At 41.0% G+C, this 25,064-nt stretch carries 19 protein-coding genes; 12 read left to right on the top strand and 7 right to left on the bottom strand.

The genetic code is table 11. The features are described from left to right. Positions 1-22 precede the first annotated feature (22 nt). The 4 genes from purU to C1A12_RS01700 all read left to right on the top strand — a co-directional run bounded on the left by purU (position 23) and on the right by C1A12_RS01700 (position 5,445). The gene (gene purU, locus C1A12_RS01685) at positions 23-922 is read left to right on the top strand and encodes a formyltetrahydrofolate deformylase (protein WP_101842118.1); all 900 of its coding nucleotides are present in this window, start codon (positions 23-25) and stop codon (positions 920-922) included. A gap of 84 nt (positions 923-1,006) precedes the next feature. Further along, complete coding sequence (locus C1A12_RS01690; protein ID WP_235001503.1) at positions 1,007-1,885, top strand: EamA family transporter; 879 nt, start codon at positions 1,007-1,009, stop codon at positions 1,883-1,885. 1,269 nt (positions 1,886-3,154) lie between these two features. Then, on the top strand, positions 3,155-3,712 hold the full coding sequence (locus C1A12_RS01695) for a GbsR/MarR family transcriptional regulator (protein WP_101842119.1): 558 nt from the start codon (positions 3,155-3,157) through the stop codon (positions 3,710-3,712). A 95-nt stretch (positions 3,713-3,807) separates the two neighbouring features. Then, positions 3,808-5,445 (top strand): sodium:solute symporter family protein, encoded by a 1,638-nt coding sequence (locus tag C1A12_RS01700; RefSeq protein WP_200816534.1) that lies wholly within the window; start codon positions 3,808-3,810, stop codon positions 5,443-5,445. A gap of 48 nt (positions 5,446-5,493) precedes the next feature. On the opposite strand, the gene C1A12_RS01705 is transcribed toward C1A12_RS01700, so the two are convergent. Then, on the bottom strand, positions 5,494-6,540 hold the full coding sequence (locus C1A12_RS01705) for a P1 family peptidase (RefSeq protein ID WP_101842120.1): 1,047 nt from the start codon (positions 6,538-6,540) through the stop codon (positions 5,494-5,496). A 374-nt stretch (positions 6,541-6,914) separates the two neighbouring features. Here C1A12_RS01705 and gltB point away from each other — a divergent pair, with 374 nt between their 5' ends. From gltB to C1A12_RS01720, 4 genes are all read left to right on the top strand, one after another. Then, positions 6,915-11,489, top strand: a complete 4,575-nt coding sequence (gene gltB, locus C1A12_RS01710; protein WP_101842121.1) for a glutamate synthase large subunit — start codon at positions 6,915-6,917, stop codon at positions 11,487-11,489. A 19-nt stretch (positions 11,490-11,508) separates the two neighbouring features. Continuing rightward, positions 11,509-12,996 (top strand): glutamate synthase subunit beta, encoded by a 1,488-nt coding sequence (locus C1A12_RS01715; protein WP_101842122.1) that lies wholly within the window; start codon positions 11,509-11,511, stop codon positions 12,994-12,996. A 474-nt stretch (positions 12,997-13,470) separates the two neighbouring features. Beyond that, a complete protein-coding gene (locus tag C1A12_RS20975; RefSeq protein WP_159462120.1) occupies positions 13,471-13,629 on the top strand; it encodes a hypothetical protein in 159 nt (52 codons plus the stop codon). Between the two features lie 91 nt (positions 13,630-13,720). Beyond that, complete coding sequence (locus tag C1A12_RS01720) at positions 13,721-15,100, top strand: dipeptidase (protein WP_255408396.1); 1,380 nt, start codon at positions 13,721-13,723, stop codon at positions 15,098-15,100. 11 nt (positions 15,101-15,111) lie between these two features. On the opposite strand, the gene C1A12_RS21475 is transcribed toward C1A12_RS01720, so the two are convergent. Both C1A12_RS21475 and C1A12_RS01725 read right to left on the bottom strand, forming a co-directional pair. Then, positions 15,112-15,240: a hypothetical protein gene (locus C1A12_RS21475; RefSeq protein WP_255408375.1), complete on the bottom strand. Its 129-nt coding sequence runs from the start codon at positions 15,238-15,240 to the stop codon at positions 15,112-15,114. 116 nt (positions 15,241-15,356) lie between these two features. Continuing rightward, positions 15,357-16,370, bottom strand: coding sequence for an LLM class flavin-dependent oxidoreductase (locus C1A12_RS01725; RefSeq protein WP_101842124.1), 1,014 nt, complete (start codon positions 16,368-16,370; stop codon positions 15,357-15,359). 158 nt (positions 16,371-16,528) lie between these two features. On the opposite strand from C1A12_RS01725, the gene C1A12_RS01730 reads away from it, so the two are divergent. From C1A12_RS01730 to C1A12_RS01740, 3 genes are all read left to right on the top strand, one after another. After that, the gene (locus C1A12_RS01730; RefSeq protein WP_101842125.1) at positions 16,529-17,716 is read left to right on the top strand and encodes a class I SAM-dependent rRNA methyltransferase; all 1,188 of its coding nucleotides are present in this window, start codon (positions 16,529-16,531) and stop codon (positions 17,714-17,716) included. Positions 17,717-18,166: 450 nt separating this feature from the next. Further along, positions 18,167-19,348 carry a ParM/StbA family protein gene (locus tag C1A12_RS01735; protein WP_101842126.1) on the top strand — a complete coding sequence of 394 codons (1,182 nt, stop codon included), beginning with the start codon at positions 18,167-18,169 and terminating at the stop codon, positions 19,346-19,348. 9 nt (positions 19,349-19,357) lie between these two features. Continuing rightward, positions 19,358-19,948, top strand: coding sequence for a hypothetical protein (locus C1A12_RS01740; RefSeq protein ID WP_101842127.1), 591 nt, complete (start codon positions 19,358-19,360; stop codon positions 19,946-19,948). 81 nt (positions 19,949-20,029) lie between these two features. Here the strand turns inward: C1A12_RS01740 and C1A12_RS01745 are convergent, their stop codons facing one another. The 4 genes from C1A12_RS01745 to C1A12_RS01760 all read right to left on the bottom strand — a co-directional run bounded on the left by C1A12_RS01745 (position 20,030) and on the right by C1A12_RS01760 (position 22,880). Further along, a complete protein-coding gene (locus C1A12_RS01745; protein ID WP_101842128.1) occupies positions 20,030-20,278 on the bottom strand; it encodes a DNA alkylation repair protein in 249 nt (82 codons plus the stop codon). A 253-nt stretch (positions 20,279-20,531) separates the two neighbouring features. Beyond that, positions 20,532-20,846 (bottom strand): helix-turn-helix domain-containing protein, encoded by a 315-nt coding sequence (locus C1A12_RS01750; RefSeq protein WP_101842129.1) that lies wholly within the window; start codon positions 20,844-20,846, stop codon positions 20,532-20,534. Positions 20,847-20,995: 149 nt separating this feature from the next. Further along, positions 20,996-22,123, bottom strand: coding sequence for a CapA family protein (locus C1A12_RS01755; RefSeq protein WP_235001504.1), 1,128 nt, complete (start codon positions 22,121-22,123; stop codon positions 20,996-20,998). Positions 22,124-22,421: 298 nt separating this feature from the next. Further along, positions 22,422-22,880, bottom strand: a complete 459-nt coding sequence (locus C1A12_RS01760) for a DinB family protein (RefSeq protein WP_101842130.1) — start codon at positions 22,878-22,880, stop codon at positions 22,422-22,424. A 269-nt stretch (positions 22,881-23,149) separates the two neighbouring features. On the opposite strand from C1A12_RS01760, the gene C1A12_RS01765 reads away from it, so the two are divergent. Then, a complete protein-coding gene (locus tag C1A12_RS01765; RefSeq protein WP_101842131.1) occupies positions 23,150-25,060 on the top strand; it encodes an LTA synthase family protein in 1,911 nt (636 codons plus the stop codon). Positions 25,061-25,064: the final 4 nt, after the last annotated feature.

A 25,064-nucleotide genomic window follows, 5' to 3' on the forward strand; every position in this document is an offset into this window, starting at 1 on the left:
GGCACCAAAAGGAGTATTCATCATGACATCATATCCTAAAGAACAAATCCAAGCCTACAAAGAAAAGCATAAACAAACAGGGAGGCTGCTCATTAAATGTCCTGACCAGCCAGGTATTGTATCAGCCGTTACCCGTTTTTTGCATAAGAACGAAGCCAATATAATCGAATCTAACCAGTATACAACTGATCCACAGGACGGTACATTTTTTATGCGGATCGAGTTTGAATCTAAAAAGCTCCCGGCTAAAGAGGAAGAATTAAAACACGATTTCTCTGAAATTGCGTTATCGTTTGATATGGAATGGTCGCTTAAAGGCGCCTATGATGTGAAAAAGACAGCGATATTTGCCTCCAAAGAACTGCATTGCTTACGCGAGCTGCTGCTGGAGTGGCAAAGCGGGGATTTAATTGCTGACATTAAGATGGTTGTAAGTAACCATGAGGATTGTAAAGAGTTAGTCGAATCATTTGGACTTCCTTTTTTCCATATTCCTTCAAACAAACACATTCGGAAGCAGGTGGAGGAAAAACAGCTTGAGCTGCTGAAGGAATACGATATCGATTTAATTGTGCTTGCACGCTATATGCAGATTCTGACTCCTGAATTTGTTGCAGCTTATCCATTTCAAATTATTAACATACACCATTCATTTCTTCCTGCTTTTATTGGAGCTAATCCGCACAAGAGAGCCTACGATCGTGGAGTGAAGCTGATAGGTGCCACTTCACATTATGTAACAAACGATTTAGATGAAGGACCAATTATTGAACAGGATATTATTCGGGTGGACCACCGTGACAATGTAGAGGACCTCAAGAAAATGGGGCGTTCTGTAGAACGTACTGTACTGGCTCGTGGAGTGAAATGGGATTTAGAGGATCGTCTGATCGTACACGAGAATAAGACCATTGTTTTTTAACGAATTTCCATCAAGCCCATGTTTCCCTTAAAGGAACAATTCAAACCAAAGTGTTGGCTTTATGAATAAATCCGAGGTGGTATTTTGAAAAGTAAAGCTCCTTTTTTTATGGTTCTGCTTGCAGCCTCGCTGTGGGGCACAACAGGTACAGCACAAACATTTCTGAACAACAGCCATCCCATATCGGTAGGCGCTATGCGCTTAGCGGTGGGTGGTTTATTTTTATTCGCAGCAGCCCTGGCGTTTAAAAAGTTTTCCTTTCAGCGTTTGTCAAAAAGACATGTTATATTTGCGGCATTTTGTATGGCGTGTTATCAGCCATTTTTCTTTTCCGCTGTGAGTATGACAGGGGTCGCTATCGGAACGGTCGTAGGCATTGGAAGCGCCCCGATTATGGCAGGAGCGATAGACTGGCTGATCTTGAGAAGGGCAAAATCTATACACTGGTGGGCTGCCACCATTCTATCGATCGTTGGCTGTCTAATGCTTTTCGTAAATAGTGAAGATGTAGTCGTTGATCCTTTAGGTATTCTTTTTGCCTTAGGAGCAGGACTTTCTTTTGCCGGCTATACTTTGCTGAGTGAAAAGCTTGTAAGGTCAGGGTCCCCTATTTCGGTATCAGCAGTTGTCTTTCTTATCAGTGCTCTCTTGTTGTCACCTTTTTTATTCATTTTTGATATGAGCTGGGTCTTTGAGATTAAGGGTGCATTGGTAAGTCTTCATCTAGGTGTACTGGCCACAGGTGTGGCTTATCTCTTGTTTTCTAAAGGATTAGTTCAGGTGCAGGGGTCCACTGCAGTGACCCTTTCATTAGCAGAACCTTTAACTGCAGCAGTCCTGGGTGTGTTTGTAGTAGGCGAAGTTTTTTCCTTAGCTTCCTGGCTTGGTATTGTTTTAATATTCGCTGGATTAACAATTTTATCGATTCCACAGAAAACAACCCAGTCAAAAAATGCGGCATGAAATTTCCCGGGAAATATCGACACAGTTCTTAATAACTAGAAAGCCCCCGAAACCTTGGATGGATTCGGGGGCTTTCTTATGAAAAAGGCCCTTTTTAAAGTTTATAGATTTTTTGATATCTGGTTAACGCATCATGTGTACTTTCTCTTTTAATCTTGAAGCTGTTGGCGCTTAGTTCAGCCATTGTTTGCAGGTCATCTACTGCTGTACAGAAAAGAAAACTGCATTCTTATTATTGGTTACACCCTGGTCTGCAAGTTTTAGACCATCACTATATTCAATAAGCTCATACTCCCAGTAAACAGCTGTCTATCGCTGCTTCTTATGTCGCCAGTTGAGAAGTTTTGACTTCGAACGCCTGCGCATTTCGTGCGAATTTTTATGTATAGCAATTGACTGCGTGTTCAGCACTTTGATTCCTGTTATGGACGTTACATACGGAGGCATTGGGTTACAGCTCAGGAGCAATGTTCATGAGGCTGGCTGCGATAATGGAACCGCATTAATGGCAGTTTTCACCTGTGATAATGGTCTGCCTATGTAGCTTTAGCACCTTTCTTAATGATTCTAAGAATGATCAAAGACGGTTTTTACCTTCTGCCGCTTCATAGCCAAATGCAGAGCCTTTGTGGGGCTTCCAATCCAACCCTCCTGAGTGCCGTCGCCAACAAAAAATGCGTAACGTTAATTACTTATCAGTAAACGGATGCCAGCCTCTAAGCCAAAATGGCCAAGGAACGCCTGATATTTGCTCTCCCATCTGTCCCAGCTGGTTACCGTTGATCCATACTATTCCAGGACGCAGCTTTAGAGACGGCGAATCCGGCTTTTCGAGGTCCGGCCCACCAGCAACAGCCAGACCACAGATAGTATCGTTAGCAAGTGTAACAGCCTCCTCTTTCGTAGAAAACTTGTCAGCTCCAGTAAAGGTCCAAATGCTTTTTCGTATTTCCAGCAGTGATTTCTAAATTAATAGGTTATTCATACTTCCGGTAGCATTTTTGTTGTTAGTTCATATAAATTCCACTCTATTTAACGACAAAACGTTAAAAAATTATTTAACATTTTTAACAGAATTAACGATATCAGTTTAAAAAATTATTGTCAAAGCTGAAAAAAAATTAAATTCATGCTAAGCCTATGTCGTTATAGGCTTTAGAGCGGTTTTAATTTTTTTAGATTTTTGACATACTGAGATTATTCGTTAAGATAAGTTTGTAAAGAAAAAATTTAACGAAATTAATGGAATTGGTTTGGAGGAGGTCGTAAATGTCGAACCAACATGAAGACACGGCTAAAGCTTCAATAGAAAGAGCTAAGTCTTTGGTCATTGATTCAATTGCCGAAACAATGGATTTATACGGGGTCACTCGAAGTGCAGGGAACCTTTATGGAACTATGTATTTTGAAAAAGACATGACGCTGGATGAAATGCGTGAAAAGCTCGGAATGAGTAAACCAAGCATGAGTACCGGGGTTAAGAAATTGCAAGACTATAATATAGTGAAGCAAACTTTTCGAAAAGGTACTCGCAGACAAACTTTCGTGGCAGAGAAGGACTTCTTTCAGTTTTTTGCCAACTTTTTTTCAAAAAAATGGTTAAGGGAAGCAAAAATTAATCTAGATGCTATCCAAAAAGCACAGGAAGAGTTACATGATCTTATTGAAGATCATGATGTAGAAGAGGATTTGCGGGAAGAAGCGATCTTAATCTACAGACAAATAGAAGCTTCCAAGCCGTATTATCATTGGCTGCAGAAGCTGGTAGCCTCAATTGAAAGTGGAGAAATCTTTGAAATTCTCCCTATAGAAGAGGAGGAAAAATAACATAACGACTCTCCTAAAATAACAAAACTGTTATTTTTAGGGAGACGTCCGCCTTTTATAAATTACAGAATATTCAGAAAATAGGAGTGGAGTCTATGACCAAACAGTCTAATCAAAGTCAGTCATTCTTGAAAAAGAACGCCACAGCATTAGTACTAGGGGCAGCAGTCGCTGCATTTATGATCTATATATTTATTACAAATGAAAACATCCACTGGGGTGGATTCATTGCAATGATCGTCTTTTACGCTCTCGTCTATTATGTAGGAGCTTTCTACGCCACTAAAAAATCAAATTCCCTCTCAGATATGATGGTTGCCAAGCGCAGCATCCCCCTTGGTGTCGCAATGTTTACAATGGCCGCTACGTGGGTAGGTGGAGGTTATGTGAATGGAACCGCAGAATTTACCTACAGCGATGGTTTAGTTTGGGCACAAGCCCCGTGGGGATATGCCCTAAGTTTGATAATCGGTGGTATTTTTTATGCTAGAAAAATGCGCCGTTACGAATTTATGACGATCCTGGATCCTCTCCATCAGCGTTTTGGCAAGAAAATGGCCGGTGTGCTGTACATTCCGGCGTTATTAGGAGAGATGTTCTGGAGTGCTGCGATACTTACTGCACTCGGAACAACCTTTGGAACCATTTTAAATATCGATTTTACTACGTCCATTATATTGTCTGGTATTATCGCGATCGCTTATACAGTAGCAGGTGGAATGTGGGCTGTAGCCTATACGGACGTGTTTCAGATGGCTGTTCTGCTCATAGGATTAATGCTCGTTATCCCTTTTACACTCGGTCATGTGGGTGGAATAGAATCAGCGTGGGGCAGTTATTCGTCAGAAATGGGCACGTATTCCAACTTATTCCCGCCCTTAGACGGATGGAATGACCCGGATTGGGGAAATTATTACTGGAATTGGATTGATTATGCACTGCTTCTGATCTTTGGGGGAATTGCATGGCAGGTCTATTTCCAGAGGGTCCTTTCCGCAAAAAATGAAAAAACTGCTATGTGGCTGTCTATCACTGCAGGCGTGATTTGTATTATAGCTGCCATTCCAGCTGTTATTATCGGTGTAGTTGGTTACAACATTGACTGGGCTGGAATGGGGCTGCCGTCACCGGAGAATGCATCAGTTGTCCTTCCGCACGTTCTGCGGTATTTAACGCCTGAACTCATATCAGCCATTGGGCTGGGAGCTTTAGCTGCTGCTGTGATGTCTTCAATGGACTCTTCCATTCTATCAGCATCCTCAATGGCATCCTGGAATATTTACCGTCCATTGATTAACCCTAAAGCGAGTCAGGATAAATTAAAGAAAGTAATAAAACGTACGATTATTATTGTCGGAGTAGGAGCTATGATCATTGCTCTTAACGTACAAAGTGTATACACGCTTTGGTATTTAGCTTCCGATTTAGTTTACACCATCCTCTTTCCACAGCTGACGATGGCTCTATTTTACAAAAACGCCAATCTATATGGCTCTATTGCAGGATTTTCAGTTGCTTTGTTCCTGCGGTTAGGCGGGGGAGAACCTGCGTTGGGATTACCAGCCTTTCTCCCGTACCCGATGATTGATGCAGATGGAATTGTTTTATTTCCATTTAGAACGCTGGCTTGTATCGCCGCATTTGTTTTTATTTTCATAGTATCAGAACTAACGAAAAACAAATGTAAACCGAAGCCATTAGTTCTTCCTTCTGAAAAAAAGGAAGCTGCTTAATAGTTGAAAAAAGTGTCAGCTCTTTACATAGGGCTGGCACTTTTTCAATTAATCGAACAGTTTGTACTTACGTAAAAGAGAGGACAAAGTGGGGCGTTCTTGATTATTTCTTCCTATTATATGAGTGGCTGAAAATAAAGAATTCAGAATCGCCTCTTCTGCAGCTTCTCCCATGGCTCTAAATGCCTGGTCGATTTCTTCCTCATGAATAAAGGAAAGCTTGTTTAATTTCTCTGACCGCTCGTGAGGGATTGTAGTTGCAGTAGAAAAGCCGATAACGATATCCCCGCTTCCATTTGAGATTATACTGCCAGTTCTGGAAAGGCCGGTTACACTTCTTTTTAAAACTCTTTTTAATTGCCGCTCTGTAAGGGGAAGGTCTGTTGCAGTCACAAGCATAATCGACCCCTTATCTTCATCTTCCTGTTCTAATAGTGGATAAAGCTTCTGCCCAATCTTTCTTTCATTAATCGTAAGATCCTTTAGAGTGCCGAAATTAGAAACGACATAAACCCCTAATGTATACGTCCCATGAGGCAGTTTTATTAATCGAGATGAAGATCCTACTCCTCCTTTTAGCGAATAACATAGCATGCCTCTTCCTGCACCTACTGATCCTTCTTCAAAGTAAGGAGAAGCGTTTGATACAGCATCCATGACATCTTTCTCTGTAATCGATTGTTTTCGAATATCGTTTAGGATCATATCATTGCATTCCCCGATTATTGGGTTAACGGTGCCTGTAGAACGACCGATTTCTTTATTGTTTTGAAGGGTATAATTAATAACGGCCTGAGCAGCTGTTCCAATGCTAAGCGTGTTTGTTAATATGATGGGAGTCTCAATTGTCCCTAATTCATCTAATTGTACAGTTCCCATTGTTTTGCCAAAGCCGTTGATCACATAGCTGGCACCCATTACTTTTTCTTGAAAGAGATTTCCCTGGTGGGGAAGTATAGCACTGACTCCGGTTTGCACATCACCATCACTGATAGTGGTATGTCCTACGGTGACCCCTTTAACATCGGTAATCATGTTGCGTTCTCCTGTCGGTAGTTCGCCAATTTGAATATGATAATCGCTAAGTCGACCCATAATTTAATAACCCTCCTCCGATTCATTGTTGCATACCGATGAAAGTATATACAAAAATCGGTGTATATTGTGAATAAAATGGTAAAAATAAGAAAAATATTGTTAGGAAATCTTCCAATTTAAATTTTTTTCAATTTTATTTGGTTGCGCTTACATTTAAACCCTGTTTTCAATAAACTCCATTCATTTCAGGGATTTTCCGGTGATTTTCAATTGTCATAATTATCAGATTTTAAGTTACAAATGCCTACACAATCACCATTCAAGCGTGAAAAGTAGTTTTCTTCATGCTATACTAGTATGAAATTGAAAAAACAGAATTTTGTCACTTTTGCTTGCAGACTTCAAGAACGAGTAGATGAGGGGGAACCACTATGCAAAAAAATGGATATCCAATTCCTCAAGGGTTATATCATCCTGAGAATGAACATGAAGCTTGTGGAATCGGAATGCTTGCTAATATTAATGGAACGAAATCACATAGCATCGTTGAAAATGCAATTACGATCCTTTGTAATCTTGAGCACCGTGGAGGCCAGGCCGCCGATGTGAGCACCGGTGACGGAGCGGGGATCTTAACTCAAATTCCACATTATTTTTTCGAGAAACAATGTGAGAAAGAAGATATAGAACTGCCTCCTGAAGGGGAGTACGGCGTGGCGATGGTTTTCTTGCCGGATGACCATGAGACTCGCGTTGAGTGCAAAAAGATCTTCGAAAGAATCGTTGAGGAAGAAGGTCAGCATTTCCTCGGCTGGCGTACCGTTCCGATTAATGATTCTTTTGTCGGTAAAGATGCGAAAAAAACAAAGCCTTTCATCCGCCAGGCTTTTATTGCACCTGCTAATGGATTCAGCAATCGAATGGATCTGGAACGCCGCTTGTATGTTATCCGGAAACGTGCTGAAATCGAAATTGCAAACCTGGACGGCTATGATGATTTTTATATCAGCAGCTTGTCTTCAAGTACAATTGTATATAAAGGAATGCTTGTACCAGAACAACTGGACTCATTTTATATCGACTTAAATCATCCTGACTTTAAGACGGCTCTGGCATTAGTCCATTCCCGTTTTAGTACAAATACATTCCCAAGCTGGAAGAGGTCGCACCCTAACCGATTTACAATTCATAACGGAGAATTCAACACACTTAGAGGTAATGTGAACTGGATGAGGGCAAGGCAGGAGCTTTGCGAATCTGAATATTTCAGTGATGAAGATTTACAGAAGATCTTACCTGTTATCGATTCTAACGGCAGTGACTCCTCTATGTTTGACAACGCTTTTGAATTCCTCTACCTATCCGGCCGCTCTCTGGCACACACAGCTATGATGATGGTACCGGAACCATGGGCTAATGACGATTCCATCCACCCTAAGAAAAAAGATTTCTATGAATATCATAGCTGCCTTATGGAACCGTGGGACGGGCCTGCAGCTTTAGCTTATACAGATGGAAAGCAGATCGGTGCATGTCTGGACCGTAACGGACTGCGTCCAGCCCGGTACTACGTGACTAAAGATGGCATGATTGTGCTTGGTTCTGAAGTAGGTGCCCTTGATATCTTTGCTGATGACATTTTATACAAGGATCGTCTTCACCCTGGCAAAATGCTGCTAGTCGATCTGGAAAAGGGAGAAATCATCCCTGATGATGAAATTAAGCTGGATATTGCGAATCAAGAGCCGTATGGAAAATGGTTAAAAGAATATAAAATGGATATAGAAGATCTACCGAAACCTGTAAAGAAAGAGAAGTCTGTTGAAAACCTGTTGGATAATCAACTGGCATTTGGATATACAACAGAAGAGTTAAATAAAATTTTAAAACCACTTGTTTCGGATGGGAAAGATCCGGTCGGTTCAATGGGATACGATTCTCCTCTTGCCGTGCTGTCGAAAAAACCACAGCTGCTTTACAGCTATTTCAAACAGCTGTTTGCACAAGTAACGAACCCGCCGATTGATGCCATTCGTGAAAAGATCATTACGATGGTCGAAACGACGATCGGTGCTGAAGGTAACCTTGTCGATCCGAAGCCGGACAGCTGCAGAAAAATTCGTCTGAAAAGTCCTGTACTGCGCAACGATCAGTTAGAGACGATAAGACATCAGGATTTAGAAGGATTTAAGTCTCAGACTTTATCAATTTTGTTTGAAGCAAAAGAAAACTCCATGGAAAAAGCTTTAGAAGACTTGTTTAAGAAGGCAGATGAAGAAGTAAATAATGGAACAACGTTATTAATTCTCTCTGATAGAGGAGTAAATAAACAACATGCTGCCATCCCTGCGCTTCTTGCTGTTTCAGGTTTACACCATCATTTAATCCGCCAGGGAACAAGAACTAAAGTCAGCATCCTTCTCGAATCTGGAGAGCCACGTGAGGTTCACCATTTTGCTGCACTGCTCGGTTATGGAGCAGAAGGCATTAACCCTTATTTAGCTTATGAATCACTTAATGATTTAATTGAGAAAGACGATCTCGACGTTGAGGACCTGGATACAGCGGTCAACCGCTATGTTAATGCCGTAACGGATGGAGTCATTAAAGTTCTTTCAAAAATGGGTATTTCCACGATCCAAAGTTACCGGGGAGCACAAATCTTCGAAGCTGTAGGGATTCATCCGGAGGTCATTGACCGCTATTTCACGCGAACGGCTTCTCGTCTTGGTGGTATTAAGCTGGATATGATTGAAAAAGAAGTTCTAATGAGACATGAGAACGCCTATGGAGATGAACGGAAAGGGCATAAAACTCTTGATGCCGGGGACGATTACCAGTATCGGGCAAATGGGGAAGATCATCAGTATAATCCGAAAACGATTCATACTCTTCAACATGCTTGCCGCACAAATGATTACAACTTATTCCAGTCTTACTCTAAGATGCTTACAGACGAAACGGATAACCTGCAATCCTTGCGCGGGCTCATTTCCTTTAAAGAACGTCCTTCCATTCCGCTTGACGAAGTGGAATCCGTAGAAGATATCTGCCGCCGGTTTAAGACAGGGGCAATGTCATACGGTTCGATCAGTCAAGAGGCCCATGAAGCCCTGGCCGTTGCTATGAACCGTGTAGGAGGGCGCAGTAACACTGGAGAAGGTGGAGAAGACCCTGATCGATTTACTCCAGATGAAAACGGAGATTCCCGGCGCAGCTCTATTAAACAGGTGGCTTCCGGACGTTTTGGCGTAACAAGTCATTATTTAGTAAATGCAGATGAAATTCAAATTAAGATTGCACAAGGTGCGAAACCAGGTGAAGGTGGACACCTTCCTGGTAAGAAAGTCTATCCTTGGATTGCTGAAGTACGTGGTTCTACGACGGGTGTAGAGCTTATCTCACCACCGCCGCACCACGACATTTATTCAATCGAAGATTTAGCTGAGTTAATTCACAACCTAAAGAATGCCAATCCTCGTGCCCGCATTAGTGTTAAACTCGTTTCAGCCGTAGGTGTAGGAACGATTGCGGCAGGGGTAGCAAAAGGACGTGCTGATCTTGTCCTCATCAGTGGATACGATGGGGGTACAGGGGCCGCGCCGAGAACGAGCTTGAAGCATACTGGTCTGCCTTGGGAAATTGGTTTGGCTGAAACCCATCAGACACTGCTGTTAAACCGTCTGCGTGACCGCATTGTCGTAGAAACTGATGGGAAAATGATGACAGGCAGAGACGTAGTTGTCGCCACGCTATTAGGGGCAGAAGAATACGGGTTCTCAACAGCGCCATTAGTAGTCTTAGGCTGTGTAATGATGCGCGTATGTCATTTAAATACCTGCCCTGTAGGTATTGCGACTCAGGACCCTGAACTAAGAAAGAAATACGCAGGAGATCCGGAACATGTAGCTAATTTCATGCGTTTTGTAGCTCAGGAAGCCAGAGAAATTATGGCGGAGTTAGGCTTTAGAACAATCAATGAAATGATCGGTCGTACTGATGTACTTCAAGCCAACGAAGATATTGACCATTGGAAAGCAAAAGGTGTCGATCTGTCTGCTCTGCTTCACAAGCCTGAAGTGGCTGAGGGAGTAGGACGTTATGCAACGAAGGAACAAGATCATGGATTAGAGAAAACCATCGACAATGAAGAACTGATTCCAATGTGTAAAGATGCACTTGAAAAAGGTGAAAAAGTGACAGGCACGGGCTCTATTCGTAACATTCACCGTGTGACTGGAACCATTCTAGGAAGTGAAATTACCCGCCGCTACGGTGAAAAAGGTCTGGATGAAGATACTGTCAGCTTGACCTTTAAAGGTTCAGCCGGTCAAAGTTTTGGCGCATTTATTCCTAAAGGTATGACATTACGCTTAATCGGAGATGCGAACGACTATGTAGGTAAAGGGCTTTCCGGCGGTAAAATTATTGTACATCCATCCCGTAAATCCACGTTTATTCCTGAAGATAACACGATCGTGGGTAACGTCTCCTTCTACGGAGCTTCCGCTGGAGAAGCTTACGTTAACGGGCTTGCAGGAGAGCGTTTCTGTGTTCGTAACAGCGGAGCTGAAGTGGTAGTTGAAGGAGTAGGGGATCACGGATGTGAATATATGACAGGCGGTAAAGTAGTGGTTCTGGGTGAAACAGGACGTAACTTTGCAGCTGGGATGTCCGGCGGAGTAGCTTATGTATTAGATGAAAATGAAACATTTGACAATAAGATTAACAAAGAACTAGTTCACGTTGAAGCGTTAGAAGATGACGAGGAAATTACAGAGCTTTATGAAATTATTCAGCAGCATGTGGCTTACACGAAAAGCCCTAAAGGGGAGCGCATCTTAAATGAGTGGGAAGAGACTCTTCCTAAGTTTAAACGTGTCATTCCTGAAACGTATCTGCGTATGCAGCAGAGAATTAAAGTTCTTAAAGAAGACGGTTTAGATAAATTTGATGCTGAAATGACAGCATTTGAAGAAGGTACAAAAGAACCAGTAAAAGCCTAAATCAACAGGAGGGGATCTAATGGGAAAGCCAACAGGTTTCATGGAATACGATCGGCAGTCACAGAAAGAAAGAAATCCTGCTGAGCGTACGAAAGACTGGGATGATTATACTCTTCCGTTGACTGATGACGAGGTTCAGTTACAAGGGGCACGCTGCATGGATTGCGGCGTACCTACTTGTCAATCAGGTATGGAAATCAACGGATCGACAACGGGTTGTCCCGTCTATCATTTAATACCGGAATGGAATGACTTAGTTTATCGCGGACAGTGGAAGGAAGCTTTGAAAAAAGAGCATGAAATGAATAACTTCCCTGAGTTCACAGGGTTTGCATGTCCTGCCCCGTGTGAAGGTGCGTGTGTGCTGGGGATTAACGAACCCCCTGTAGCTATTCGTACAGTAGAACGCTCCATTATCGAGAAAGGGTTCGAGAATGGATGGGTCCAGCCTGAACCACCAAAGTCCCGTACTGGTAAAAAAGTAGCTGTTGTAGGTTCCGGACCTGCAGGATTAGCTACCGCTGCTCAATTGAACAAGGCAGGTCACTGGGTAACCGTCTATGAGCGCAATGACCGTGTCGGAGGTTTATTAACATACGGAATTCCTGAAATGAAATTACCGTATTCGGTGGTAGAACGCCGTGTTAAAATTCTTGAAGAAGAAGGAATTAAGTTTGTCACCAATACAGAAGTAGGCCGTCATTTTCCAGTTTCTAGACTGCGTGAAGAGTATGATGCGGTGATCCTTTGTGGAGGAGCGACTGTGCACCGTAATATCGAAGCAGATGGAAGAAGCTTAAAAGGCATACACTATGCGATGGACTTCCTTCACTCTAATACGAAGAGCCTTCTTGATTCTAACCTTGAGGATGGCAACTACATTTCAGCAGAAGGCCGCGACGTAGTTGTTATTGGTGGAGGAGATACGGGTACTGATTGTCTCGCTACTTCAGTTCGTCATAATTGTAAGAGCCTTACACAATTTGATATTTATGATAAAAAAGGTGCAGATCGAGACGACTTAACCAATCCATGGCCTCAGTATCCTATTGTTCACCGGGTGGAATACGGGCATAAGGAAGCGGACGCTAAACTTGGACGTGATCCACGTGCCTATGCTGTGATGACTAAGCGGTTCGTCGGTGACGAAAATGGACGTGTAAAAGAGGTTCATACTGTGAACGTAGAACTTATCTTTGATGAAAAAGGAAACCGTATGCGCCGTGAGATTCCAGGTACTGAAAAAGTTTGGAAAGCAGATCTTGTCTTGCTGGCCATCGGTTTTAGCGGGCCTGAGCAGGACCTAATTGAAAAACTTGGCGTAGAGACGACAGAAAGATCAAATGTAAAAGCAGAATATGGGAAGTACGAGACCAGCATTGATGGAGTGTTTGCTGCAGGAGATATGCGCAGAGGTCAAAGCCTGATTGTATGGGCAATTAACGAAGGCCGGGAAGCAGCGCGCGAATGTGATCGCTACCTTATGGGATCTACTGTACTTCCATAAACCGTAAAAACCAGTCCACTAAGGACTGGTTTTTTGTCTTTGTAAAAGGACTAAAGTATAAGAGAGTCTACGATTTCCTCCATTGGACTTAGAGGTGAGTCAAGTTCTTTGAGGTAACCATAAGTAAATTGAAGGAATTTGCATAATTACTGTTTAAATGGCTGATAAATAAGGTATGTGTACGGTAAAGACAAAGAGAGGATGTTAGTTATGCTTAGAACAATTTTAATGATTATTGGAGCTATTGTAGTAATTGGTTTTATTCTTTCACTGCTATAATAAAAATTCTCGTACGTATTAGAGCTCACCGACAAGCTGGTGAGTTCTTTTATTTTGGATTAATAATGGGTATAGAAGAGGATTTAATACGATACATAAGAATTTGAAATATATATTTACTTTTTAGGGGAATTTGATATTATATAAGAGGATTTGTTACTTTAAGTTGATTTTTTAGAAAGGGGCTTGTGATTTATGCTGACCTCACTTTATCTGATATCATTAACGGTCCTGCTCACTTTCTTAGTTATGGCAGCAGTCGATCGTGTTTTATCAGCACGTAAAAAGAGAAAGAATCTTTCTCAACCTGCTAATCAAGCAGCACCTGTCCTCGAAGTAAACCAACAAGGTTGATTTCATATAGAATAGGTACACAGAACTCCTTAGAATTACTTCTAAGGAGTTTATTTATTACACACTGTGATCTTTATGGCCTGTTATAATGATGGTAAATCGCAAAGAGGAGGCAGATCACATGAAAGAGCAGGTTGAAGTACATAAGGATCATTTTTTAGATGAATTGAAGGAATTTTTAAGCATTCCTAGCATTTCTGCTTTATCAGAGTACAAAGGAGAAGTAGAGAGAGGGGCAAAATGGCTGGCGGATTCACTGGTTCGTGCTGGATTAGAAAACATAGAAATCATTGAAACAAAGGGACATCCAATAGTTTATGCGGACTGGCTTCATGCGGAAGGAAAGCCCACCGTGTTAGTTTATGGACATTACGATGTGCAGCCTGCGGATCCTCTTGAACTATGGGAAACACCGCCTTTTGAACCGGTTGTAAAGGATGGTAAGATTTTTGCACGAGGAGCTACGGATGACAAAGGTCAGCTTTATATTCACGTCAAAGCAGTTGAATTACTTATGAAAGAGAAAGGGAGCCTTCCGGTAAACGTAAAATTTTGTATAGAAGGGGAAGAGGAGGCAGCGAGCCCTAACCTTCCTCCTTTTATTACAGAAAATAAAGAAAAGCTGGCTGCTGATGCAGTTGTCATTTCTGATACTTCCTTTATAGAAAAAGGTCTGCCTGCAATTTGTACTTCACTAAGAGGTGCGCTTGCTTTAGAGCTTGTGGTCGATACTGCCAATACGGATTTACACTCTGGCTCTTATGGAGGAGGAGTTCCGAATGCAGTGCATAGCATAGTCCATATTCTTGATTCTTTTCACAACAGCCATGGAAAAGTTGCAGTAGAGGGTTTTTATGAAGGCGTTCCTGAAGTAACAGAAGAACTTAGAGCCGAAGTAGATAAAATACCTTTCCACCAGGAATCGATGAAGGAAGAACTTGATTTGGAAGATTTTTATGGGGAAGAAGGATTCAGCTTTAAAGAACGAACGGGCATCCGCCCTACATTAGAAATTAATGGGATTGGCGGGGGATTTCAAGGGGAAGGAGTGAAAACAATCGTTCCTGCCCGAGCACACGCTAAACTCAGCTGCCGGCTCGTGGGGGAGCAGGATCCGCAGCAAGTGTTTAAACAAATAGAACAGCATATCAACCTTCATAAACCTAAAGGCGCACGGGTCCAACTAAAGCAGTTAATAGCCGCTAAACCTGTATCTTTAGATTCCAGCCAGCCTATGATACAAAAAGCCGCTGACGCTTATGAACGCATATACAACGTCAGACCGCTGTTTCCGAAAGAAGGGGGATCTATACCTATAGTTGAAGTGTTTTCACGCGTGTTGGCTGCCCCTGTGGTGCTCATGGGGTTTGGGTTATCATCAGAGAACCTTCATGCCCCTAATGAACATTTTCATGTTGAAAACTTTACTAAAGGGATTGAAACAGTATGTGAGTTTTTTGAGAATTGTTAAAGAGAGATTTATTAGATTTCTCCTTCCTCACATTCGTAACACCTGAGCAACTGGTCTTCGTCAATGACACCTTCGAGAAATCCATCTTTACAGTAAATTGTTTTTCCACAGACCGCACAAGTTCCAACAAGTTCAACCATGGTTCTCCTCCTTATGGGCATGAATTTAATCTGCCGCAGCTTGGTTTGTGTTACGTTATTTTCCCTGTTATGGTTCTATGAAATCCTTTATTAAAAACCAGCCGTTAAGGCTGGTTTTAGTTATTCATAAGCTCTGAAACAATTTCATAAGAACGTACTCTGGCTTCATGGTCGTATATTTGGGATATAATCATCATTTCATCAGCTTGGGTACTATCTAAGAACTCTTGTAATTCCCGTTTTACTTTTTCCGGTCCTCCAATTATTGATGCACCGAGCTGTTGTTGAAGGGCATGTTTCTCATGCTCGGTCCAGACCTCTTCCATATTATCAACAGGAGGCTGTAACAGCATGTTCGTGTTACGTACGAGGTTGAGAAACTGTTGATATAAGCTAGTAGCAAGACGCTGTGCTTCTTCATCAGTGTCAGCTGCGATTACGTTAACGCCTACCATTACGTAGGGCTCCTCCAATACTTCTGAAGGGGTGAACTTGCGTCTGTATAGGTCCAGGGCACCTAGTGTATTATTTGGTGAAAAGTGGCTGGCAAATGAGAAAGGAAGACCTAACTGTCCGGCTAACTGAGCACTGAATCCACTGGACCCTAATAACCATATCGGGATATTCAATCCTTCACCGGGAATAGCCCGTATGCTGCGTAAACCCGTGGATTTCGAAGGGTTAAAATATCCGCGTAGTTCTTCCACCATGTCCGGGAAGTTCTCTGCATGGCTGTCCAGGTTCCGTCTAAGAGCGTGAGCGGTGGTCTGATCAGTTCCCGGTGCTCTTCCAAGGCCTAAATCTATCCGGTCTGGAAACAACGTTTCAAGAGTGCCGAATTGTTCCGCAATTATAAGAGGCGCATGGTTGGGGAGCATGATTCCCCCTGATCCTACTCTAATAGAAGTGGTATGGTGCGCTACATGACTGATCGCAACAGCTGTGGCTGAGCTGGCAATAAAGGGCATATTATGGTGTTCTGCCATCCAGTAACGTGTGAATCCAAGCCTTTCAGCATTCTGGGCAAGGTTAACCGTATTTTTAAATGATTGTGCAGGGCTTCCTCCTTCAAGTACAGGGGCTAAATCAAGAACTGAATACTTTATATCACTTAATTGTTTGTTGGACATATCATCATCATCCTTTATAAAGACTTGGTAGTATCGTATATCGTACCAATTTTGTTTCGGGACACAAAATAATCTGCTTTTACAAGTTTTTTCTAGCTTGCATCGTTTGTTATTAGACTTTACTATAAGAGTTACTATGTTCAGAGTGGGAGAGGCGCATGAAAACACTTAAAATAAAAAATAAAGATGCGAATAAGTATCTCAAAGGTTATCCGTTGCTGCACAAATCTTCTGTAGCATCCACTGGTTCTGATTTAAAAGAGGGTGATCTGTTATCTATTATAAGCGAGAGTCACACTTTTATAGGCAAGGGTTATTATGGTTTGCAAAATAAGGGTGTTGGCTGGGTATTAACGCAGGATCAGAAACAGACAATAGATCAGGCATTCTTTTCCAATTTATTAAGCAAGGCGCTTGCATTCCGCAAGACTCTATATCGTGATACAGAGACGAACGCTTTTAGAATTTTCAATGGGGAAGGCGATGGATTTGGCGGACTGACGATTGATAAATTTGATGATTACTACTTGCTTACTTGGTATAGCGAAGGGGCTTACCACTTTAAAGACTATTTTCTTCATGCTATTAAGGAACTTCTTTATTTTAGAGGTATATATGAGAAAAAACGTTTCGGAAAACAAGGGCGTTATATTGAAGAGGATGAATTCGTAACAGGGGAGAGGGGGACATTTCCTCTTCTTGTAAAAGAGAACGGTGTCCGATTTGCTGTCTATTTTAATGAGGGGGCAATGGTTGGTGTATTTCTTGACCAAAGAGAAGTGAGGCAAAGGATCAGAGAGGGGTATTCGGAAGGGAAAAAGGTACTTAATGCCTTTTCCTATACTGGTGCTTTTTCAGTTTTTTCTGTATTAGGAGGAGCGGCCCATACAACGAGTGTTGATTTAGCCAATCGAAGCTACTCGAAAACAATTGAACATTTCAAGTTGAACAGTATTGACTACGAAGCACAGAATATTGTCGTAGAAGATGTATTCAAATATTTTAAGTACGCAAATCGAAAAAACATTCTTTTTGATTTAATTATTTTGGATCCTCCTAGTTTTGCCCGCTCAAAAAAGCGTACATTTCGTGCGGAAAAGGACTATACTGATCTCCTTAAGGAGACAATTGAAATTACGGATCATAAGGGAACTATTGTAGCCTCAACGAACTGTGCAAAGTTTAATATGCGCAAATTCCGATCATTTGTTGATAAAGCCTTTGTCGACTCTAATCGTTCTTATCAAATTACTGAAGAATTCTCATTACCTTCAGATTTCAAGACCCATTCCGCCTTTAAAGAAGGGAATTATTTAAAAGTCTTGTTTTTACAATTAGATCTATAATTCGACTGCTTCCCGCAATATCAGTTAGTAGAGATAATTCTTATCTCTGTTCAACCTTCCATCATTCTTTTGGCAATCTCATCAAACCCTCGACGACCCTTCGACTGCTTTTAGCAGTCTCTTTTTTTGCTGATTATCCTATCTTTCATTAATTATGACTCTTTAACTTTCTTTAAGCACTCCGGATCAATCATTGTTTACATTTATGTTTACAAGTATACAAAATGCATTCTAAATGTGTACAATACCGTGTTCATGTACACAAAGTTGAACACATAGCTAAAATTAGGGATGTGTACAAAAAAGATTGCATGTAAACATATTTGTAGTAAATGTGTACAATTACGAACACGAAAATAGTCACATTGACTATTCCGGCCTGATCTAATATGTTTAATAGTGAAGCTAGTAATCTAGCTAATTTCTTTTATTAAAAAGGAGAGCTATTAAATGACAAAATCAAGAATTGCTGCTGTTGATGTCGGGAACGATGCAGTGAAAGCAAACTTCGGGAAGTTAGAATCCGAACTATATATACCAAACGTGATGGCAAGAGACTTAGAAGACCGCCCGGTTATCGGAATTGAAGAGCTTGATGACAAAGAACCCCTGGATAACATACATATACGGGTTCATTCCCCTGCGCTGCAGGAGAATAACGCGATATACCGTGTGGGTAATCTAGCGGCTAAAAGCGATAATTCTACAGAACTGGATCCAGGCAGCAGTAAATCTGAAGAGGATCAGACGCTCGTTATGCTTTTTACTTCGCTGGCACTGGATGCTGTTGCTGGCAGAGATGCTCAATCCTCTAAGAATAATGTAGTAGAGGCTAATTATACGTTAGGGACGGGACTCCCGCTTAGAGAAGTAAAGGAAGGTAAAGATGTAGGGTATCGCTCTCAATTACTGGGATCTGTTCACCAGGTAGAATTCCTTGTCACACCTAAATACCAGGGAATGAAAGTAAATATTAAGTTTGACGAGGTGAAAGTATATCCTGAAGGTTTTGCGGCTTATGTAAACTTAGTAATGGACAATGACTTAAACATTATTAATAAAGACCTTATTGATAAGCAAATTCTTATTCAAGACATAGGTGGACTTTCAACCGATATTGCAGTAATCCGTAACCGCAATGTGGACGACGATAAAGCGCAAGGGTTCAACTTAGGAGTTGCTGAGTCGCTTGAACAAATTCGAGATGAGATACTGACGAAACATGGTGTACAATTAGACAGTCGAAGAGATGTAGTCGATATTATTACAAGAAAGAATGATCGTCATCATATCATGGTGCGAGGCAGTCGTACCAGCGTTCATGACATTACAGACCGTATACTGTTAGAGTTGGCTAAAAAGCAGTACCGTTTCCTTCGAAATGTATGGCAGAAGAATTCTCAGTCTGAGATTTGCTATTTTGTCGGGGGAGGATCAGCTGTATTAAAAGAGTATATTAAAACGCTGAATAATAAACTCGACGGCTTTAATATTGACTTTTTTGAAGATGAAAATGAAAGTATCTGGATGATGGCCAACGCTTACTACAAACTAATTTCTGATTACATCCGCAAAAATGAAGCTTCTCAAAGCAAAAAGGAAGATAAAAAAGAAAAAGCGTCATCAAAGTAAGGTGATTAAATGAGTAATACCAAGAAAGGTGTAGAAAGGGGGCAGTCGATAACGTTTCGTGTCCCCTCGGATACACCAGATCACTTATTGAAGCAATTAACAGCTTTAAAAGAGAGTGAAAGAAGGAACTTTTCCAGTAAGGTTGCGCAGTTTGTTCTGGAGGGAGTAAGTAAGTCTTTATCCAGGGAGAAAGAGACTGTAACCATACCTCTACCCCGCCAGCTTACAAAAGAACAGAGGAACTGGTTGAAACATGAGCACTCTGAAGCTTTGATGGGAAGCATACTGTATCAATTGCTAAGCGACCCTACACGAGCTATGACTTTACTCGCATCTTTAAATAGTAATGCAGTAGATATTGAAGAAGCCCTGTATTTACAAGAAGAAACTGCTGCTTCACTTGACAATAATATATCTGAAGAAGATAACAATCAAAAAACGGATGATCAGGATGTAACTCTAGAAACAAGCAATGATCATGACCTCGATGATTTAAGTTTAGACAGCTTACAGACTGATATCCATGCTTCTGCAGAAACAGAGGAATATGAAGAAGATGAGGATCCTTTAGGGGACTTTCTATCTAGCATGAATAAATAACGAATCCCCCAGTTATACAGACTGGGGGATTCGTTATTTTAGTAAATCAAAATCACGGACTAAGATTTTCAAAACTACGGACTAAGCAAGCGGGTTGTTTTCAGCATAACTAAGAAAGCTCTGTTCGTCTTCAATTGTGCCGCATGCACCGCATTGCACTTTGTATTCCGGACCTCTATAATCAACATGATAGACAGCTAGCTGATCAGGATTACATTCCGATATTACCTGACCCGAACGAGGGTCAAGTTTAATAGATGTAGCTACCTGTTTAATCCTGTTGAACCTGGATCTGTTTGTCTTACAATTTGGGCATAAATAAGGTTTCACTTTCACGCTTCCTCCATTAATAATATAGTATATCTATTATTATGGTACTTCTTAAAGAAATTTATAATTAAATTTTAAAAATTAAAGACTGTAGACATTTCCCGGGAAATGTCGAGGAAGCTCGACAGCTGATTTATTATATTGTTGAGGTACAACTTCTACAGAGGCTCTTTATTAAAGGAAACATGTTAACCTCACCGCCAGGACATAAAAAAAGTAGAAAAACCGAGGTTTCTCTACCAGATAAAACACATTATTTGTTTAGTGAGACCCAATGATGAGACCATTCTTGAATACTTTCAATCACTGGTTTTAAGGATTTTCCCTTTTCAGTCAGTGTGTATTCAATTCTTACCGGTGTTTCGGGGAAAACTTCACGAACAATTAACCCTTCTTTCTCCATATCCTTTAATCGATCGGAGAGTACTTTTCCACTTATTCCAATAGAAGATTCTATGCTTTTAAAGCGCTGTTTCCCTTCTAAAAGTTGATATATAATTAGCCCGGTCCAGCGTTGACTGAGTATCGTAATTGCCTTTTCAAAACGTGGGCAGATAGATTTATTCATAGTTATCACTCCTAAGGAAAATATACCACGAATCCAGCCAATATGGAATGAAAATACTACCTGGTTACCTTTAGTAAGTGAAATTGCGTTAGAGCAGCGGAAAGTCTTACTTGTAAGAAACTGGACGGAAGGCTTTTATGGACGCTTCTTTATTCTATAAATTCAAGTTCAGGCATCCACTGGGCTACATGCTCTTTATTTTCTTCCATAATCCTTCTATGGTCAGGAAGAAGAGTGGAATCCAATTGGTTCATGGGCAGGAGTTCATACGAATGCGAGCCTTCAGAAGTCACGTAAGTAAGCAGGAAACGAGGGTCTTCCACATTTAACTGATCATTTTCCTTTACAAAGTCAAATTTTATTACTCCGCCTATTCGTTTTTCTAGAGCGTTTTGGCCAGAGAAAAAATTTCCCAGGGAATAGACTGCCAGCATTTTATGGCCATCTTGGCCTGACACCCATTCAACAGGCTGCAGAACATGAGGATGGTGACCGATCACTACATCCACACCAAGATCAGCAGCAAATTCCATTAACTCCTTTTGTTCTTTATTCGGCAGCGGTTCATACTCATCCCCAAAGTGAAGGCTGAGAATGATAGCATCACTCTCCTGTTCCGCTTGACTGACATCATCTTTAATTTGTTGTTTATCAATCAGGTTGACGAGGTGGGCTTTCCCTTCAGGTACAGGGATACCGTTCGTCCCGTATGTATAGCTTAAAAAAGATACATCAATTCCTTCATCTGTGCTTAAAACTCTTGTCTTATTTTGGTCTTTTTTGTCTCTATATGCTCCTGTATACATCATACCTAAAGAGTCCCAGTGATTAAGAGCGCTTATTACTGCTTCTTCTCCACGGTCCAGTGTGTGGTTGTTAGCAAGAGTGACCACATCTACTCCTAAATTCTTCAGAGCATCTCCAAACTCTTGAGGAGTGTTAAAAGAAGGATAACTAGACAGCCCAATCTCTTCTCCACCAATCATTGTCTCCTGGTTAGCCATTGTTATCGTCGTATCATTTAAGTATGGTTTTACATCTTCAAGCATAGGCATAAAGTTAAAACCATCAGCAGTTTTAGCATCATTATATACACGGTCATGTATGAGCATATCACCAACTGCAGAAACGCTTATTCTCTTTTCCGGGCGTACAGGTGCTTTATCATTTAAAGTAACCTTGTTAATACTATGAGAAAGTGGGGGATTTGAATCTTGTGAGCTGCTGCATCCAGTAATCATTAAACAAACCAAGACAGCACTAAAAAAAACCTTCACGATCAACCAGACTCCTTTGGCAGGTAAAATGAACTAAATCTTTTTCTATTATAACAGAATACATCCGGCTGTATTCTATGGAAATAAGAAAAACCACCCTCTTAAAGGATGGTTTTTCGCAGCTTCACAGGCTGATGTGGCGGGTGCACCTGGTTTGATTTTTGACTCGGCTAAAACATGCATGGGATGAAACCGACATGAAGGTGATGTGTTAAGTTCCACTGCAGCTGTTTGACGAGTGATGAGTGCTAGAAGTGAGGCATGTTAACTTTTGTTGTGTTTTTTGAACAGTGTGAATCTAGTTTGTATTTACGTATAATGGAAGATCTGTGTGTCCCATTTCTCTTACATAAACAAATAAGTTTCCTTTATGATGAATTTCATGATCTACCGCTGTATGGAGAAGTTCCGAAACCGACAGTTCCTTTCCGAAAATTTTTGATACATCGATTTTTTGCTGAAAATCTTCATCAGAAAGTTGTTGAATCATCTCTATTGTTTTTTCTGTATAAGTAGAAGCTTGTTCTGTAAGGTTTGCTTCGTCTTCTTCGTTAAAAAGAGGAACTGGTTCCTGATGATTGGCCAAACTAGCAAACATGTAAGTGGATTCGAAAATATGCTTCACCAGCTTTTGTGCTTCCACGGACGAAGGCGTTGGCTTATAAGTATAGTCTTTGCGGTCAATTTTAGCCGTCAATTCGTTCGTAACCTTTCTGTGGGATAAAAAATAGTCGATAAAACGAGCACTTTTACTCATTTTGATCCTCCTTTTGATTTCAGACTTCTCAACTTAAAGGTATATGCGTTGTTAAAATGGGTCAACCATAACGCTCAGATGGTCGAATATCATAATTTCAGACTTAGACGCATTGTCTTCAGGTAAGTCTAAAGTCCTTGAATTTTGTGGCAAAAATAAGAACATTTCATTACAAATATTTCATTTTGTTAAAATGAGACAGTTTTAAGTTCAAAAAATAGGGGATATAAGGTAAAATAAATGAGTGCGAAATTAACGGAGGTTTTACGATGTTTACAAATAATAAATATTTCACAAAAGATAAATTAAATAAGTGGCTTGTTTATGCTGTAGTAATTGCTATCTTCTGGATGAAGATGTATTTCATTCAAGGCAGTATTTTCACATTAGGCGTTGAGAATGCTAATGAAGCAGCAATACTTGCGTTTAACCCGCTCAGCAGTATTTTCCTTTTATTTGGTATAGGAATTCTTCTGGGAGGACGCAGAGGACTGTTAATCACTTATATCATTGGTTCTGTGCTTTTGTATGTGAATGTACTATTTTATCGTGAATACAATGATTTTATTACGATACCCATGCTTGGACAGGTTGCAAACCTCGCTGGTCTAGGAGGAAGTATCACTAATATTCTTTCGCTCACGGACATCCTTCTATTCGTAGATGTATTTGCGGCTATATTTCTATTATTCTATCTGAAGTCCAGCCGTTTTCCTAAATTTGCTCCGAAGCGCAGGGAAGGTATCGTATTAGCCATTGTGGCTATTCCGCTTTTCCTCGTAAACTTGGCCTGGGCAGAGACAGAGCGCACTGACTTGCTTGAAAGAGCATTTGACCGCAACATGCTGGTTAAATACATTGGTGTGATTAACTACCATGTATATGACATTGTGCTTCAAGGGCAGACAGAAATGAAGAAGACATTTGCTGACAGTAACGAACTGGTGCCTGCGCTTAACTATTTAAATGAGAAAAAGACTGAACCAAATAGTGAAATGACAGGTGTAGCAGAAGGTAAGAACGTAATCGTCCTTTCACTTGAGAGTACGCAGACCTTTGTGGTAGACAATGAGCTGAATGGAGAAGAATTGACTCCGTATTTTAATGACTTAAAAGAAGAAGGAGCTTATTTCAATAATTTCTATCACCAGGTTAAGCAGGGAAGGACATCGGATTCTGAATTTATGCTCGATAACTCACTATACGGGCTTAACCGGGGCGCAGCATTTTTCACTCACTCAGGGAACGAATATGAAGCTTCTCCGGAGATCTTAGGAGAAAATGGATATACTACTTCAAACATGCATGCGAACGACAAAACGTTCTGGAACCGTAATGTTATGTACGATTCATTAGGATACGATGAGTTTTATAGTAAAGAAGATTACGATGTCACAGAAGAGAAGTCTTACGGCTGGGGTTATCTGGACGAATATTTCTTTGCCGACTCTTTAGATAAAATGGAAGAGATGGAGCAGCCGTTTTATAACAAAATGATTACGCTGACGAACCACCATCCGTTTACGCTGCCTGAAGATAAGAAATATATTGATGAAGGCGAAACAAACAGCGGTACGTTGAATCGTTATTTCCAAACGATTCGCTACCAGGATGAAGCACTGAAACAATTTGTTGAAGAATTTAAACAATCTGATTTATATAATGACACAGTACTTGTGATTTATGGAGATCACTTTGGTATTTCTGAGAACCACCAGGAAGCGATGGGGCAGTATCTGGATAAAGATATTAATGAATTCGAGCAGTTCCAGCTGCAGCGAGTACCATTGCTTATGATTGGGGAAGGCATCGAACCACAGGAGCATGATACAATCGGGGGACAAATTGATTTACGTCCTACGATTATGAACCTGCTCGGGGTGGAAGATGATAACCCAATTCAATTTGGTCAGGATTTATTCAGTGAAGACCGCGATGAAATGATGGTTACACGCGACGGTGACTTCGCAAATGAAGAGTATGTAGGGGTAAAAGAATCATGTTATGACCGTGAAACTGGTGAAGAAGTAGAAAGCGAAAGTTGTGAGCCATTCTTCAAGGAAGCTGAAGAAGAATTGCAGATGTCTGATTCGATCGTTTATGGAGATTTACTTCGCTATCTCGATGAAACAGAAATGATTGAAGAAGAAGAGGTCTCTGACTCATCAGATGAAGAATAATAAA

Origin of the sequence: Halobacillus sp. Marseille-P3879 (genome assembly GCF_900240285.1) — a bacterium.
In the GTDB taxonomy this organism is placed as follows: Bacteria; Bacillota; Bacilli; order Bacillales; family Halobacillaceae; genus Halobacillus_A.

Bases quoted from the DNA above. Each gene is read 5' to 3' on its own strand.
- C1A12_RS01730 (WP_101842125.1), top strand. From the start codon at position 16,529: ATGAAAACACTTAAAATAAAAAATAAAGATGCGAATAAGTATCTCAAA.
- C1A12_RS01715 (WP_101842122.1), top strand. From the start codon at position 11,509: ATGGGAAAGCCAACAGGTTTCATGGAATACGATCGGCAGTCACAGAAA.
- C1A12_RS01740 (WP_101842127.1), top strand. From the start codon at position 19,358: ATGAGTAATACCAAGAAAGGTGTAGAAAGGGGGCAGTCGATAACGTTT.
- C1A12_RS01760 (WP_101842130.1), bottom strand. From the start codon at position 22,880: ATGAGTAAAAGTGCTCGTTTTATCGACTATTTTTTATCCCACAGAAAG.
- C1A12_RS01700 (WP_200816534.1), top strand. From the start codon at position 3,808: ATGACCAAACAGTCTAATCAAAGTCAGTCATTCTTGAAAAAGAACGCC.
- C1A12_RS01765 (WP_101842131.1), top strand. From the start codon at position 23,150: ATGTTTACAAATAATAAATATTTCACAAAAGATAAATTAAATAAGTGG.
- purU (WP_101842118.1), top strand. From the start codon at position 23: ATGACATCATATCCTAAAGAACAAATCCAAGCCTACAAAGAAAAGCAT.
- C1A12_RS01735 (WP_101842126.1), top strand. From the start codon at position 18,167: ATGACAAAATCAAGAATTGCTGCTGTTGATGTCGGGAACGATGCAGTG.
- C1A12_RS21475 (WP_255408375.1), bottom strand. From the start codon at position 15,240: ATGGTTGAACTTGTTGGAACTTGTGCGGTCTGTGGAAAAACAATTTAC.
- C1A12_RS20975 (WP_159462120.1), top strand. From the start codon at position 13,471: ATGCTGACCTCACTTTATCTGATATCATTAACGGTCCTGCTCACTTTC.
- C1A12_RS01695 (WP_101842119.1), top strand. From the start codon at position 3,155: ATGTCGAACCAACATGAAGACACGGCTAAAGCTTCAATAGAAAGAGCT.
- C1A12_RS01705 (WP_101842120.1), bottom strand. From the start codon at position 6,540: ATGGGTCGACTTAGCGATTATCATATTCAAATTGGCGAACTACCGACA.
- C1A12_RS01720 (WP_255408396.1), top strand. From the start codon at position 13,721: ATGGTAAATCGCAAAGAGGAGGCAGATCACATGAAAGAGCAGGTTGAA.
- C1A12_RS01750 (WP_101842129.1), bottom strand. From the start codon at position 20,846: ATGAATAAATCTATCTGCCCACGTTTTGAAAAGGCAATTACGATACTC.
- gltB (WP_101842121.1), top strand. From the start codon at position 6,915: ATGCAAAAAAATGGATATCCAATTCCTCAAGGGTTATATCATCCTGAG.
- C1A12_RS01725 (WP_101842124.1), bottom strand. From the start codon at position 16,370: ATGTCCAACAAACAATTAAGTGATATAAAGTATTCAGTTCTTGATTTA.